12 protein-coding genes and 3 tRNA genes are annotated in these 12308 nt (G+C 62.4%); 10 read left to right on the top strand and 5 right to left on the bottom strand.

Annotation, left to right across the window (positions count from 1 at the left end; genetic code table 11):
* Positions 1-6: 6 nt before the first annotated feature.
* Complete coding sequence (locus tag Q7V31_RS11420; RefSeq protein WP_304734387.1) at positions 7-711, top strand: helix-turn-helix domain-containing protein; 705 nt, start codon at positions 7-9, stop codon at positions 709-711.
* Between the two features lie 3 nt (positions 712-714).
* Here the strand turns inward: Q7V31_RS11420 and Q7V31_RS11415 are convergent, their stop codons facing one another.
* Positions 715-1377: a class I SAM-dependent methyltransferase gene (locus tag Q7V31_RS11415; RefSeq protein WP_304734385.1), complete on the bottom strand. Its 663-nt coding sequence runs from the start codon at positions 1375-1377 to the stop codon at positions 715-717.
* A 163-nt stretch (positions 1378-1540) separates the two neighbouring features.
* On the opposite strand from Q7V31_RS11415, the gene Q7V31_RS11410 reads away from it, so the two are divergent.
* The 5 genes from Q7V31_RS11410 (at position 1541) to Q7V31_RS11390 (ending at position 6089) form a co-directional block, all read left to right on the top strand.
* Positions 1541-2233 carry a TetR/AcrR family transcriptional regulator gene (locus Q7V31_RS11410; RefSeq protein WP_304734383.1) on the top strand — a complete coding sequence of 231 codons (693 nt, stop codon included), beginning with the start codon at positions 1541-1543 and terminating at the stop codon, positions 2231-2233.
* 47 nt (positions 2234-2280) lie between these two features.
* Complete coding sequence (locus tag Q7V31_RS11405) at positions 2281-3315, top strand: hypothetical protein (RefSeq protein WP_304734382.1); 1035 nt, start codon at positions 2281-2283, stop codon at positions 3313-3315.
* A complete protein-coding gene (locus Q7V31_RS11400) occupies positions 3315-4193 on the top strand; it encodes an SDR family NAD(P)-dependent oxidoreductase (RefSeq protein WP_304734380.1) in 879 nt (292 codons plus the stop codon). The genes Q7V31_RS11405 and Q7V31_RS11400 overlap by 1 nt, the downstream gene beginning before the upstream one ends.
* Before the next feature lie 27 nt (positions 4194-4220).
* Positions 4221-5522: an LLM class flavin-dependent oxidoreductase gene (locus Q7V31_RS11395; protein ID WP_304734377.1), complete on the top strand. Its 1302-nt coding sequence runs from the start codon at positions 4221-4223 to the stop codon at positions 5520-5522.
* A gap of 144 nt (positions 5523-5666) precedes the next feature.
* Positions 5667-6089 carry a Rap1a/Tai family immunity protein gene (locus Q7V31_RS11390; RefSeq protein ID WP_304734375.1) on the top strand — a complete coding sequence of 141 codons (423 nt, stop codon included), beginning with the start codon at positions 5667-5669 and terminating at the stop codon, positions 6087-6089.
* Positions 6090-6098: 9 nt separating this feature from the next.
* On the opposite strand, the gene Q7V31_RS11385 is transcribed toward Q7V31_RS11390, so the two are convergent.
* Positions 6099-7463, bottom strand: a complete 1365-nt coding sequence (locus Q7V31_RS11385; RefSeq protein ID WP_304734373.1) for a glutamine synthetase family protein — start codon at positions 7461-7463, stop codon at positions 6099-6101.
* A complete protein-coding gene (locus Q7V31_RS11380; RefSeq protein ID WP_304734371.1) occupies positions 7460-8836 on the bottom strand; it encodes an aspartate aminotransferase family protein in 1377 nt (458 codons plus the stop codon). The genes Q7V31_RS11385 and Q7V31_RS11380 overlap by 4 nt, the downstream gene beginning before the upstream one ends.
* Before the next feature lie 373 nt (positions 8837-9209).
* Here Q7V31_RS11380 and Q7V31_RS11375 point away from each other — a divergent pair, with 373 nt between their 5' ends.
* The gene (locus Q7V31_RS11375; RefSeq protein WP_304734369.1) at positions 9210-10598 is read left to right on the top strand and encodes a glycosyltransferase; all 1389 of its coding nucleotides are present in this window, start codon (positions 9210-9212) and stop codon (positions 10596-10598) included.
* Positions 10599-10626: 28 nt separating this feature from the next.
* Here the strand turns inward: Q7V31_RS11375 and Q7V31_RS11370 are convergent.
* Together Q7V31_RS11370 and rlmB are read right to left on the bottom strand one after the other, a co-directional pair.
* A tRNA-Thr gene (locus tag Q7V31_RS11370) sits at positions 10627-10699 on the bottom strand.
* A 59-nt stretch (positions 10700-10758) separates the two neighbouring features.
* Positions 10759-11592: a 23S rRNA (guanosine(2251)-2'-O)-methyltransferase RlmB gene (rlmB, locus tag Q7V31_RS11365; protein WP_304734367.1), complete on the bottom strand. Its 834-nt coding sequence runs from the start codon at positions 11590-11592 to the stop codon at positions 10759-10761.
* 230 nt (positions 11593-11822) lie between these two features.
* Here rlmB and Q7V31_RS11360 point away from each other — a divergent pair.
* From Q7V31_RS11360 to Q7V31_RS11350, 3 genes are all read left to right on the top strand, one after another.
* A tRNA-Tyr gene (locus tag Q7V31_RS11360) sits at positions 11823-11907 on the top strand.
* A gap of 55 nt (positions 11908-11962) precedes the next feature.
* Positions 11963-12036 (top strand) — tRNA-Gly (locus Q7V31_RS11355).
* Between the two features lie 131 nt (positions 12037-12167).
* A partial coding sequence (locus Q7V31_RS11350; protein ID WP_304735124.1) for a GTP-binding protein occupies positions 12168-12308 on the top strand: 141 nt, incomplete at its 3' end.

Below are 12308 nucleotides of genomic sequence, written 5' to 3'. Positions count from 1 at the left end.
AAAACGATGTGGTCCGGGCGGTTCAAATTCGGTGACGGATGGGCTGCCTATCGGGGACCGGCGGATGCGAATACCGCGCATCGCCACGCCGCGATCCAGATTGCCGTGGCCGCGTCGGGTGCAGTCGCTGTGCGATGCGACGACGCTGTCGTACGTGGACGGGCTGTGATCGTGCCTTCCATGACGCGCCATGAGATGTTGCCGCAGGAGGCGGCGGTGACGGCGTTTTATCTTGAAGCCGAAGCGCCACTCGGCCGTGCGCTTCGGCGGCTTTGCCCCGGCGATACGGCGATGCCCGCGCCGTCGGCGGTCGAAACCATGTTCGACGCCGCCGACATTGCCGGAACGATTGGACGGCTGTCGGTGCAGCTTGCGGGACAGGGCGGTGCGCCCGTCGATCCACGATTGTCCGCGGCGCTCGATTGCCTGCGGCATGGGACCGGTGCGCCCGGAGCCGTGCGGGATGCTGCGGCTGTTGCCGGGCTTTCAACACAGCGCTTGCGGGAACTCGCACAGACGGAACTCGGCGTCGCGCTTTCGCAATGGCTGCTCTGGCAGAAACTTGCGCGGGCGTCGCGCGCGCTTTCCGACGGCGCCGGGCTCGCGGCGGCTGCTGCAGCGGGCGGTTTTGCCGATCAGGCGCATTTCACCCGAACGATGCGGCGGATGTTCGGCGTGACGCCGCGCGTTGCCGCCGACATGCTCGGTTGAATTTCAGGACGGCTTCACCGCGCAATAGATGCTGATCGAACCCGTATGCGTCGGGAAGACATGCCGTTCTTCCAGATCGGCGAAACCGGCAGCCGGGATCAACTCGGTCAGGATGCCTTCGGCGTTTGGCTGCGTGTATTCGTAGCCGTCGACCGCCTGAACCTGTCGGAAGAGCGTGCGCATCAAGAATGTGCGCTGAAGGCCGAAGTCGGCGATGACGAGGCGGCCGCCGGGCTTGAGCAGGCGATGTGCCGCGGTGAGGATGCCGGATTTGACCTCCATCGGGCATTGGTGGAGCACGAGGCTGGAGACAACGGCGTCCGCCAGTCCCGAACCCAGGATGCCGTCGGCTTCGTCGCCGAAGCCCTGGCGCCAGTCGATGTCCAGACCGGCTGCCTCCGCCTTGCGTCGCGCAATGGCCAGCACCTCGGGATCTGGATCGATGCCAATGACACGGATGCCGGGTGCCGCCTGCTTGAGGAGGATCGACTGTGAGCCGGTGCCGGCGCCGATGTCGACAATTGTCTCACCGGCTTTGAGCGCCAGCGCCTTCACGACCAGTGGCCGCCAACGCTTTTCGCGCGTCATGACGGCGATCACCTTGTCATAGCTGTTGGTGAACTCCGATTTTCCCAGGGCGGGAACGAAACTGCGTTGTTTGGACATGGCGGCTCTCCTTTGTGCAGGTGACATCTAGGAGGGCCGCGGGCGAAGGTCTTGAACGAAACGCCGCGCCGGATAAAGTGTGCAGGCGTCGCGGCGGCGAAAATGCCCGCAAATTTCACTCAAGTGAGTTGACATTTTGTCATTTCAGGGCAACGCTTTCTCCATGACCACGGAGGAAACGGGCTCCGGGACCCGAGAAGCCGCTGAAGCGGCCGTCCTGGAAAATGAGGAAGAGGCACGGGCGCCCACCGCCGGCAAGGCAGGGGGCGGTGTGTCGGGTGCGACCAAGCGCAAACTCGAAAGCCGCCGCAAGCTGATGGCCGCGGCGCGCAATCTCTTCGTCGAGCGCGGCTATCACGACACGCGGCCGCAGGATATTTCGCGCGAGGCCGGCGTCGGTCACGGGACGTTCTACCTGCATTTCGAAGACAAGCTCGACTGCTTCCTCGCCTTCACCGAAGAGGCGGCCAAGGAACTCGAGGTCTTTCTCGAGGCGCATCTGGCGGGTGCGAATTCGCTTGAGGACGGCATCCGCGAAATCCTGCTGGCGATATTCGAATATTCGGACGCCAATCCGGGCGTGCTGGCGGCGACGTTGACCGATGTCAGCGTGCTGTGGAAGGGCGATACCGGCCGGAAAATGCCGGCGGATCGCTGGGCGGAAGGCTGGATCAAGGCGCTCGAACACTGGAAGGGAACCGGCGAGGCCCTTGCCGATCTCGATACGCGGCTTGCGGGCTATCTGATTGTCGGTGCGATCAAGCAGGGCGGCGCCTACGGCTTCCGCCAGAAGCTCGACCGCGGTGCGATGATCGACGGCATGACCAGGCTTTTCGTTCGCGCGCTCAAAAAGTAGCGGCGACTATTGCGGCCCAGCAAGAGGCCGAAACGGAGGATAACGGAATGGCGAAGCTCACTTATACGCGGGACGAGTTGATGGCCTCGCACGATTATGCAAAACCGCAAGTCGAGGCAGGTTACAAGCTGCATGGCGGCTTTCTGGCCGACGGCAGCTATGTTTCGCCGCGGGTTCTGTATCGCTGGCCGGCCGTTAATGCCTGGCAGAAGGCGCTGACCGCGAAAGGGTATCCGCTGATCGATGCGACCGTACAACTGCTGAAGCGCGGCAACTATCCGAACATTTCGCAGGAAAAGCTTCTGCTGCGTCACGGCGTCGGCGTTCCGTTCTGGAATTCGCTGACAATCACCGGGATCATCGAGGCGCGCGGCAAGTTACTTTGCGACCTGCAGGCGCCGGATTTTCAGACGATCATCGAGGATGACATTTCGGAGACCTGCACCGGGCATCTGCACAAGGGCCTGCTCTACGCACACGGTGCGGATGAGGGCGGCGATCCTGCCGAACCCGAATATGGCGCACATGACCAGATGTGGTTTGCGGCGCGCGATCTCTGCTTCGGCAAGGACCGCTATCCCATGCCGAACGTGCCGGAAAGCATCGGCCGGCCCGACACCGGACGCCTGATGCCGCAGCTTCCGGCAGGATTCGAGCAGCTCATTCTGCTTCTGATGAATGTGCTGATGATCGAGGTGCGGGCCGAGAGTTTTTTTGCGTTCTGCTGCCAGATCATGCGCGATGAGGAGGCGTTCCCGGACCGCCGGGCGGAAGCGCAACTCGCGGCCGAGATGGTCGAGCGCATTCGTACCGACGAGGCCATTCATGTCGGCTATCTGCAGACGACGATTTCGGAAATGCGCAGCTTTACCTTCAAAGGGATCGACGGCTCGCGCGTCAAGGGCAGCGATCTGATCGATCCGATCTGGGAGGGCATGGTGTACTGGCATGCGGTGACGCAGGCCGATTTCGGCCGTGAGCAGACGCGTGAGGCAATCCGCGCCGGGCTCGAAAAGGCGCCGAACGGAGCGAAGCTCTTTGCCGAATTCGATGCACTCGACGATGTGAAGCAGGCCGCATAATGAAAAACCTGCAAGGCAAGGCGGCGTTTGTGACGGGCGGTGCGAGCGGCATCGGATTGTCGATGGCGCGGGCATTCGGCGCCGCTGGCATGAATGTGATGCTGGCCGACATCAACGAGGACGATCTCTCCGTTGCGGTAAGCGAACTCAAGGAACGGCAGATCAAGGCGGCGGGCGTGCGCTGCGACGTGGCCGACCGGAAATCGGTGGAACGCGCGGCAGAAGAGACCGTGGCGGCTTTCGGCAAGGTGCATGTCGTCTGCAACAATGCCGGTGTCGGCGCCGGCGGGCCGATCGGCGCGTTGAAACCCGGCGACTGGGATTGGACCATCGCCGTCAATCTCATGGGCGTGGTCTACGGCACCGAAGCCTTCCTGCCGCATATCCGCGCGCATGGCGAGGGCGGGCATTTCGTCAACACGGCGTCGATGGCGGGAATGATCTCGATTCCAGGGATGGAGCCCTATACGGCGTCGAAATATGCCGTGGTCGGCATGTCGGAAGGATGGGCGGGGCAGTTGGCGCCGGAAAATATCGGCGTGTCAGTTCTCTGTCCGGGTTTTGTGCGTACGCGTATCCATGAAAGCGCGCGGGCGCGGCAGGACAAATTCGGACCGGCATCGGACGACCGTGATCCGGCGCGTGTCGAAGCGGCAAAGCAGCTCATCCTCGGCGGGCTCGATCCCGACCGTGTGGGCGCGCGGGTGGTCGAGGCCATTCAGGCCGGCGAACTCTACATCTTCACGCATCCCGACATGGCGCCGCTGTTCACCGAGCGCGCCCGCAACATCAAGGCAGCATTCGCGCGCGCGGCCGAAAGTCCGGCGCTGGCCGGCGCCAGCTACAGGACGCCATCCGAAATCAAGGTATTCGACTGACGAATTCTCTACAGTGGGAGATACGCCATGCGGTTCGGCATATTCTACGAACATCAGTTGCCAAGACCCTGGCACGAAGGTGACGAGCTGAAGCTCTTTCAGGATGCGCTCGACCAGGTCGAACTCGCCGACAAGATCGGCATCGACCATGCTTGGGAGGTCGAACATCATTTCCTCGAAGAGTATTCGCATTCCTCGGCGCCGGAGGTTTTCCTCGCGGCCTGCTCGCAGCGCACCAAGGACATTCGTCTCGGTCATGGCATCACACTGATGCCGCCGAACTACAATCATCCGGCGCGTGTGGCCGAGCGCATCGCGACGCTCGATCTCGTGTCGAAAGGCCGCGTCGAATGGGGTACGGGTGAAAGCTCGGCGCTGCTCGAGCTCGGCGGCTATGGCGTTCCGGTCGACCAGAAGCGGTCGCAATGGCGCGAGGCGGTGGAGCAATGCGCCAACATGATGGCGATGGACCCCTATCCCGGCTATGAGGGCGAGTTCTTTTCGATGCCCTGCCGCAACGTGGTGCCGAAGCCTGTGCAGCGACCGCATCCGCCGCTCTGGGTTGCCTGCTCCAATCGCGAGACGATCAAGCTCGCGGCGCGGCTCGGCATCGGGGCGCTGACCTTCGCCTTTGTCGATCCGGCGGAAGCCAAGCAGTGGGTCGACGATTACTACCGTATCTTCAAGGAAGAGGCCGTGCCGATCGGCCATGCCTGCAATCCGAACATTGCCATGGTGACAGGCTTCTCGCTGCACAAGGATGCGGAGGAGGCCAAGCGCCGCGGCATGGACGGGTTCCGTTTCTTCGGCTACGCGCTCGGTCATCACTACATTTTCGGCGAGCACAAGCCGGGCCGCACCAACATCTGGGAGGCCTTCGAGAAGGCGCGTCCGCATCTGCCGGAAGAGGGCGGCAATCGCGGCATCGGTACGCCGGAGCAGATGCGGCAGCATCTGCGCGGCTTCGCGGAAGCCGGCGTCGATCAGGTCGCGTTCATCCAGCAGGGCGGGCGCAACCGGCATGAGGATATTTGCGAAGCATTGGAAATGTTCGCAAACGATGTCATGCCGGAGTTCAAGGAGCATGAGGACGAGCGGCAGAAGAGGAAGGCGGAGGAACTCGCGCCCTATATCGAAAAGGCGATGAAGCGGAAGCAGTATATGAAGGCGCTGACGGACGACGAGATTCCGAATGTCGTGGCGCTGGGCAGGCAGATCACCGACCAGACGGCGCGGACCAAGCAAGAGGAAGAGGCGCGAAAGCGCTTTTCCGAGCAGGGGCAAGTGCCGCTCGAAGATCCGCTGAAGAAGGCGACCAGCGCCGACTGATCCCGAAGAGAGACGAGGTGACAAAACCGGCTGCCCTGCGGCCCCTTATCTGTCTGCGCTTTATCGTCGCGCGTCATCGGTTGACGTGTCAGCCTTGAAAATCAAGTTCATAATAGATTGCGTTAACAGGAGAGGGAGATTGCCATGAAGTATGTCAGCAAACTTGCCATATTGATTCTGGCGTCGGCGTTTCTGCCGGCGGGACATGCGCTGGCGCAGGCACCGCGCATTACAACCGGCGCCGAACTTGTTTCGGCATGTACGGTTGCTGCGAGCGCCTCAGCGGAGGCCGACGACCGGATTGCACGCGCGTCCTGCCATCAGTTTCTGGCCGGGCTTGCGGTCGGCGTTTATGCGTCGGTTGAAGCCGGTGCGCCGTTGGTTGTGCGGCGCCTTGGGCCGGGACTGGACGAGCAAGTCTGCTTCCGTCTGCCCGAGCAGCTCGCCTTCGAAACGTTTGCGCGGCAGGTGATCGAATTCGCGCCAGAACATCCGGAACTCTATGGACGTTCGGCGTTCGAAATGGGCGCGCGCGCGCTGGCGGCGAACTATCCCTGCCCGGACTAGGCCGGACAGTCAGGCGTTGCGCAAGTACCAGTCGAAATCGACATCGGATATTTCGGCAAAAAAGCGGTCGCATTCGACTTCCTTGATGGTCAGGAAGATATCGACGAATTTTTCGCCGAGTCTTTCGCGCAGGAAGTCGGAGCGGCGCGCAATTTCCAGTGCCCTCCACCAATTCATCGGCAGCGTCGCCTCGCGCTTCGCGTAGCCGTCTCCGTTGACGGGTTCGCTCGGCTCGATATTCCGGTCGATGCCCTCCTCGATGCCGGCGATGACGGTAGCGAGCGCCACATAAGGATTTGCGTCGGCTCCGCAGACACGATGCTCAAGATGGCGCGTCGCCGGAGGCCCGGCAGTGACGCGGAGCGGCACCGAGCGATTGTCGATGGCCCAGGCGGGCGACAAAGGCGCATAAGAATTGCGGCGAAAGCGGCGGAACGAATTGGCGTTGGGTGCGAAAATTGCCATCGAGTCGGCCATGGTTGCTTCGAGACCGCCAATGGCCTGGCGCAGCAGCGGGGTCAGCGCCGGATCGTCGCCGGCAAAGAGATTGGAGTTCTTTTCGTCCGCCAGCGATATGTGGACATGCATGCCGCTGCCGGAAATATCGGCATAGGGCTTGGCCATGAAGGAGGCGATGTAGCCGTGCCGGTCGGCAACACCCTTGACCAGACGCTTGTAGAGAATGGCATCGTCGGCGGCGCGAAGCGCATCGTCGCGGTGCGCGAGCACGATCTCGAACTGGCCGGGTGCATATTCGGAAATGAGCGTACGAGCGGGGAGGCCCATCTTTTTCGCTCCGGCAAATATGCCGTCGAGAACCGGCGCAAAATCCTCGACGTCCTGCATCAGATAGGCCTGCAGATGCGACGGTACGAAGCCATTTGGCGCGGCGGGCGGCTTTGGCTTGCCCGATTGCGCCGATGCGCGATCGATCAGATAGAATTCCAGTTCAATGGCGACAACCGCCTTCAGTCCCTTGCGTTCAAGCGATGCGACGGCGCGGGCAAGCGCGTGGCGCGGATCGGCCGGTGTTGTTGTGCCGTCCTTTTCATAGGAGGCGAGGATCAGTTGCGCGGTCGGCGTGTCGTGCCAGGGGGCATGGGTGATCGTGCCGGCAACGGGAAAGCAGGGGCGGTCGCTGTCGCCCTCGGCCCAGACCAGGCCGGTTTCGAGAACGTCGGCGCCCAGCATGTCGAGCGACTGGATGGAGCATGGCAGGGGGCGGCCGTCGCGATAGGCGGTCAGGATTTCCTCGGGCCGGAGTACCTTGCCGCGCGCGACCCCCGAAGGATCGGTCAGGAATGCCTGAATCTGGACGATCTCCGGATGGGCGGAGAGAAAATCGGCCGCCTCCTTTTCATTGGCGCGGGTCATGCCGCGATCTCCTTTTCGCCGCAGAGCAGGCCAAGCGCCTCATCGAAATTGTGTGCCAGTTTCTCGACATCGGCTTGCGTCGTTGTGGGCGCGACGAGTGTCATGTTGTGAAAGGGCGTCACGAGCACCCCGCGATTGAGCAGAAAAAGATGGATGGCGCGCTCGACGTCGTGGTCGATGGCGGCGGCGGCCTCGGCACCGTCGCGCAGCGGGCGCGGGCTGAACACCAGTTCGGCCCGTGCGCCGAGTTGTGTCACGGTCCATGGCAGGCGGCGTTTCTCCACCGCGGCGCGAAGAGCGCCAGCAAGCTGCGCGGCGAGCGCCGTCATGTGCGCATAGGCATCGCCCGTCATTATCTCGGCGAGACAGGCACGCATGGCGGCTAGCGCCAGCATGTTGCCGGAAAGCGTGGTGCCGATGCCCGAATAGCCTGGCACTTTCGTCTCGAGCACGCGGCGCATGTTGGCCTCGACCTTGGCCGTGAAGCCGAAAACGGCGGCAGGGAGACCGCCGGCCACGGGCTTGCCGAGTACGAAGAAATCGGGTGAGAGATCATGCGCGCGGGTGAAGCCACCCGGACCGGCGGAGATCGTGTGCGTCTCATCGAGGCAGATCAGCGCGCCGTGGCGGTGCGCGGCGGCGATCATATCTTCGATGAAGCCGGGTTCCGGCAGTACCATCGCCGTGTTGGTCAATGCCGGCTCGGTCAGGATCAGTGCAATGTCGCCGTCCGCCAGCAGGCGCTCAACGGCATCGAGATCGTTGAAGGGCGCGGCGACGCTTGTTCGCGCGATGTCGCTCACCTGGCCGAGCAGGCTCGGCTTCATTTTGGTTTCGCCATTTTCGAGCTTCACGAAGGCGTCCTCGACCTGGCCGTGATAGCAACCGTCGAAGACCAGTACTTTCGTGCGACCCGTCAAGGCGCGGGCCCAACGGACAACGGCGCGGTTGGCGTCGCTTGCGGTCGCCGTCACCTGCCAGAAGGGCAGCCCGAAGCGCAGCGCGAGCAGGTTGCCGACCTCGGCTGTCAGGTCGGATGGCAGCATCGCTGTCAGACCACGCTGTGCCTGTGCGGCGATCGCGCGGGCAACCGGCTCTGGCGAATGGCCGAACATGGCGCCGGTGTCTCCAAGACAGAAATCGGCATAGCGGTGGCCATCGATATCGGTGATGGTGGAACCCGACGCCTCGCGGATGAAGAGCGGGAAGGGCGTTTCCCAATCGAGCATCCAGTGCAGGGGTACGCCGCCCGGGAAATGGGTGCCTGCGTCTACTGCCATTCGCCGCGAAGCCGGATGCCGTTCGACAAAGCGTGTGCGTTCGGCAGCAATCAACGCCGTCGCGCGCGCTTTGATCTCAGACGGCATGGTCATGGGAGGGACTCCTGATGAAACGCTGCGCAAGATAATTGCCTCCCTGCACAGCGGCAAGCGGCGTCTTCCGCATGCTATATGCATCGTCGGCGTCCGGATCAATCCGCTCTGGCCGGGGAGGCCGCGCCCGCCGATGTCGACCCCGGGTAATTTTTTATGGTAGACGGCGCCCGGTCTGTCATGCAGACAAATGTGGCACCATGCTGAAGAGGCGGAAAAATCACTGTTTTGCGGCAACGCAATAGAATTATGTCGCCGGGAGGGCTGTATGATATCCGGTGATCGCAGATCCGCGAGATGGAGGGACGACTTTCACAAGCGTCTGCTCCGGTGGATCAGGTGGGGTAGGCCGGGACAACAGGCGCGGCTCCTTGTGCGCCGGCGCGTCGAAGCCCTGGGTGCTTTCGATCCGGTCTGGTATCTCGATTTCTATCGCGACGTGGCAGATCGCGGTCTCGATCCGTTCGAACACTACATGAAGTCCGGCTGGCGCGAGAAGCGGAAGCCAGTGCCGTGGTTCTCTCTCAGCCAATATCGTACCTTGCGGCCCGACTACTCGGATGCCGAAAGTCCGCTGGCGCACCTCGCTCGGGCAGACGAGACGAGCGCCACCGGCCTGATTGCCGAGATGCGCGCAAACCAGGCCGAATTGCCTTCCCGCCAGCGCCCCGCCTTGCGTCATGGTATCTGCCTGAGCGGCTTTCTTCGCTCCGAGATCGGTCTCGGGCAGGCGGCACGCAATCTCGCTTACGCGATCGATGCTGCATGCATTCCCGCGACCTTCGTTAACGTTCATCTGCCAGGCCGCGAGTCCGATACAACATTTGCGACGAAATGCAGCGATGCGATGGATCGTTTCGTCCATCTTCTGGTTCTGCCCCCCGTGGGGCTCAGGCCGCATGTCCGACGATTGCGGCCCGACAGCACAAATATTCTCTACCCATTCTGGGAACTCGGGCGAATCCCAAATGAATATCGTATGTTTGTCGACCGATTTGATGAGATCTGGGCGCCATCCCGATTTGTGGAAGATGCCTTTCGTGCGAGTACTGATCGACCGGTTGCGCTGTTGCCGCAGCCCGTTCGCATTCCGACGGACGCAGCGATGTCGGGAGATTCCGACCAACCATTCACGATCCTGACCTATTTCGATTTTGACTCCTTCAGATCGCGGAAGAATCCTGATGCCACTGTAGCGGCTTTCCAGCTTGCCTTTCCGCTGTCCCGGCGTGATGTGCGTCTGGTAATCAAGGTGCGGGGCGGCCGAAATGATGATGGCCGTGATTGGCTCGCTCAGATTGCAGCGGCGGATACGCGTATTGTCCTGATCGACAAGACGTTCGATCGAGCGGCGATGGATCGTCTGATCTTCGATTGCGACGTCTTTATTTCCCTGCACCGCTCGGAAGGGTTCGGATTTGGGCCAGCGGAAGCAATGGCGGCCGGTAAGCCCGTCGTTGCCACCGACTATTCCGGCAGCACGGATTTTGTGACGGCGTCGACCGGATATCCGGTGGCGTATGATTTCGTGCCGGTCGCCGAAGAGCATTACGTGGACTGGAAAGATCAGGTTTGGGCGGAGCCGAGTGTCGACGATGCGGCACATTGGTTGTGTGTAATCGAGGCGGACCGGGATGCGGCAAACGCCAAAGCCATGCGCGGCCGACAGCTCATGATCGACCGCTTCTCGCCGCAGGCTGTCGGTACAGTGATGCGAGACATGCTCCGGGCGCGCGGCCTGCTGGCCGATACGATCGATTGAGGCCCGCGGCCTTGCTTTGAGGAATCGGTGCCCCCGACAGGATTCGAACCCGTGACCCCCTGATTACAAATCAGGTGCTCTACCAACTGAGCTACAAGGGCGACCGTGCGCGCAAGATAGTTGCGGGACGCGTCGGCAGCAAGTGCCGCAGGTGACGGCGTCAGAGGCCGCGGCGGAAGAGTTCGTAAAGAGCGACGGCGGCGGCGTTGGAGACGTTGAGGCTTTTCATGGTGCCTGCGGCCGGCAGGCGGGCCAGTAAGTCGCAATGCTCGCGGGTGAGACGCCTGAGGCCCGTCCCCTCGGCGCCGAGCACCAGCGCGACGCGGGGCGAGAGTTCGAGATCGGGCAGGGAGGCCTCGCCATCGCCATCGAGACCAATTACCTCGAAGCCCAGTTCCTTCAGTTCATCAATGGCGCGGACGAGGTTTGTGACGCGGGCGATGCGAACCTGCTCGAGACCCCCGGACGCGGCCTTGGCGAGTGCGCCGCCAAAGGGCGGGCTATTCCGGTCTGTCGTTATGAGTGCCGTTGCCCCGAAAACGGCGGCCGAGCGGAGAATCGCTCCGAAATTGTGCGGGTCGGTGACCTGGTCCAGCACGACAACGCGGGCGGCGCCGTCACAAACCTCGGCGACGTCGCGTTCGGGCAAGGGCGAGGCGCGAAGCGCGATGCCCTGATGGACCGCGCCTGGCGGGAGCAGGGCGGCGATGTCTTCATTTTCCATAAGTTCCGGACGAAGTCCGAGATGCCGGGCTGCATCAATGCCTTGGCGGGCCAGTTCGGATTCTGCGTTCCGAGTCAGGCAAAGGCGTTCTGCGTCGCGAGCGGGATTGCCCAAGGCGGCCAAAACTGCATGAAAACCATATAGATAGCCGTCGTCGCTCGAGCGGCTGGCCTTGCCGGCACCGCGCCCCCGGCCATGTTTATGGGCGTGGGTGGTGTGCGGCGCGGTGCTGGCGGACCGCGAATGGGAGGGCTGCTTGCGTCTGGTCATGGAGCCGCTTATATTTTGTCGGTCGGGCTCATGCAAACGCCCCCGAACAGCGCGCCTTGCCGGGTAACACGGCTGGAGGCACGCTGCGGGGATGTTCACGCTTTCGGGACCGGGATTTTAGTTGACACAGCGGCGGCAAACCTGAATAAAGCCGCGCGTGTCCCACGAGGCCGCAAGAGCAGTCACATCCGCGAACTTATTGGGATTTCACAACATTTGACATCGGACACGGAGGGGTGCCCGAGTGGCTAAAGGGGACGGACTGTAAATCCGTTGGCTATGCCTACGTTGGTTCGAATCCAACCCCCTCCACCATCCAGCGCAGGCATTGAGACAGGCGAACAGTTCAGGGCCAGTACCGACCCGGTCGGCGGGTGTAGCTCAATGGTAGAGCAACAGCCTTCCAAGCTGATGACGAGGGTTCGATTCCCTTCACCCGCTCCAGTCTCCGTGCAGCCGGTGCTGCGCCCCGCCGAGGCGAAATGCGGCCGAAGGCAGAGACGAGAGTAAGAAGAGTTCGAGCGCGGCGCGCGCCGATCAAGTCCTAACCGATCAATTGAAGGTAGCTAACGCCCATGGCCAAAGAGAAGTTTGAGCGGAACAAGCCGCACTGCAACATCGGTACGATCGGTCACGTTGACCACGGGAAGACGTCGTTGACGGCAGCGATCACGAAGGTGCTTGCGGAGACGGGTGGCGCGACCTATTCGGCCTAT

Source organism: Parvibaculum sp., assembly GCF_030651915.1.
Lineage (GTDB): Bacteria > Pseudomonadota > Alphaproteobacteria > Parvibaculales > Parvibaculaceae > Parvibaculum.
This window is presented reverse-complemented; position numbering and strand designations above follow the sequence as displayed.

What these genes read in the sequence shown, in the direction of transcription:
- Q7V31_RS11420 (WP_304734387.1), top strand. Translation starts at nt 7, where the DNA reads ATGTGGTCCGGGCGGTTCAAATTCGGTGACGGATGGGCTGCCTATCGG.
- Q7V31_RS11415 (WP_304734385.1), bottom strand. Translation starts at nt 1,377, where the DNA reads ATGTCCAAACAACGCAGTTTCGTTCCCGCCCTGGGAAAATCGGAGTTC.
- Q7V31_RS11410 (WP_304734383.1), top strand. Translation starts at nt 1,541, where the DNA reads ATGACCACGGAGGAAACGGGCTCCGGGACCCGAGAAGCCGCTGAAGCG.
- Q7V31_RS11405 (WP_304734382.1), top strand. Translation starts at nt 2,281, where the DNA reads ATGGCGAAGCTCACTTATACGCGGGACGAGTTGATGGCCTCGCACGAT.
- Q7V31_RS11400 (WP_304734380.1), top strand. Translation starts at nt 3,315, where the DNA reads ATGAAAAACCTGCAAGGCAAGGCGGCGTTTGTGACGGGCGGTGCGAGC.
- Q7V31_RS11395 (WP_304734377.1), top strand. Translation starts at nt 4,221, where the DNA reads ATGCGGTTCGGCATATTCTACGAACATCAGTTGCCAAGACCCTGGCAC.
- Q7V31_RS11390 (WP_304734375.1), top strand. Translation starts at nt 5,667, where the DNA reads ATGAAGTATGTCAGCAAACTTGCCATATTGATTCTGGCGTCGGCGTTT.
- Q7V31_RS11385 (WP_304734373.1), bottom strand. Translation starts at nt 7,463, where the DNA reads ATGACCCGCGCCAATGAAAAGGAGGCGGCCGATTTTCTCTCCGCCCAT.
- Q7V31_RS11380 (WP_304734371.1), bottom strand. Translation starts at nt 8,836, where the DNA reads ATGACCATGCCGTCTGAGATCAAAGCGCGCGCGACGGCGTTGATTGCT.
- rlmB (WP_304734367.1), bottom strand. Translation starts at nt 11,592, where the DNA reads ATGACCAGACGCAAGCAGCCCTCCCATTCGCGGTCCGCCAGCACCGCG.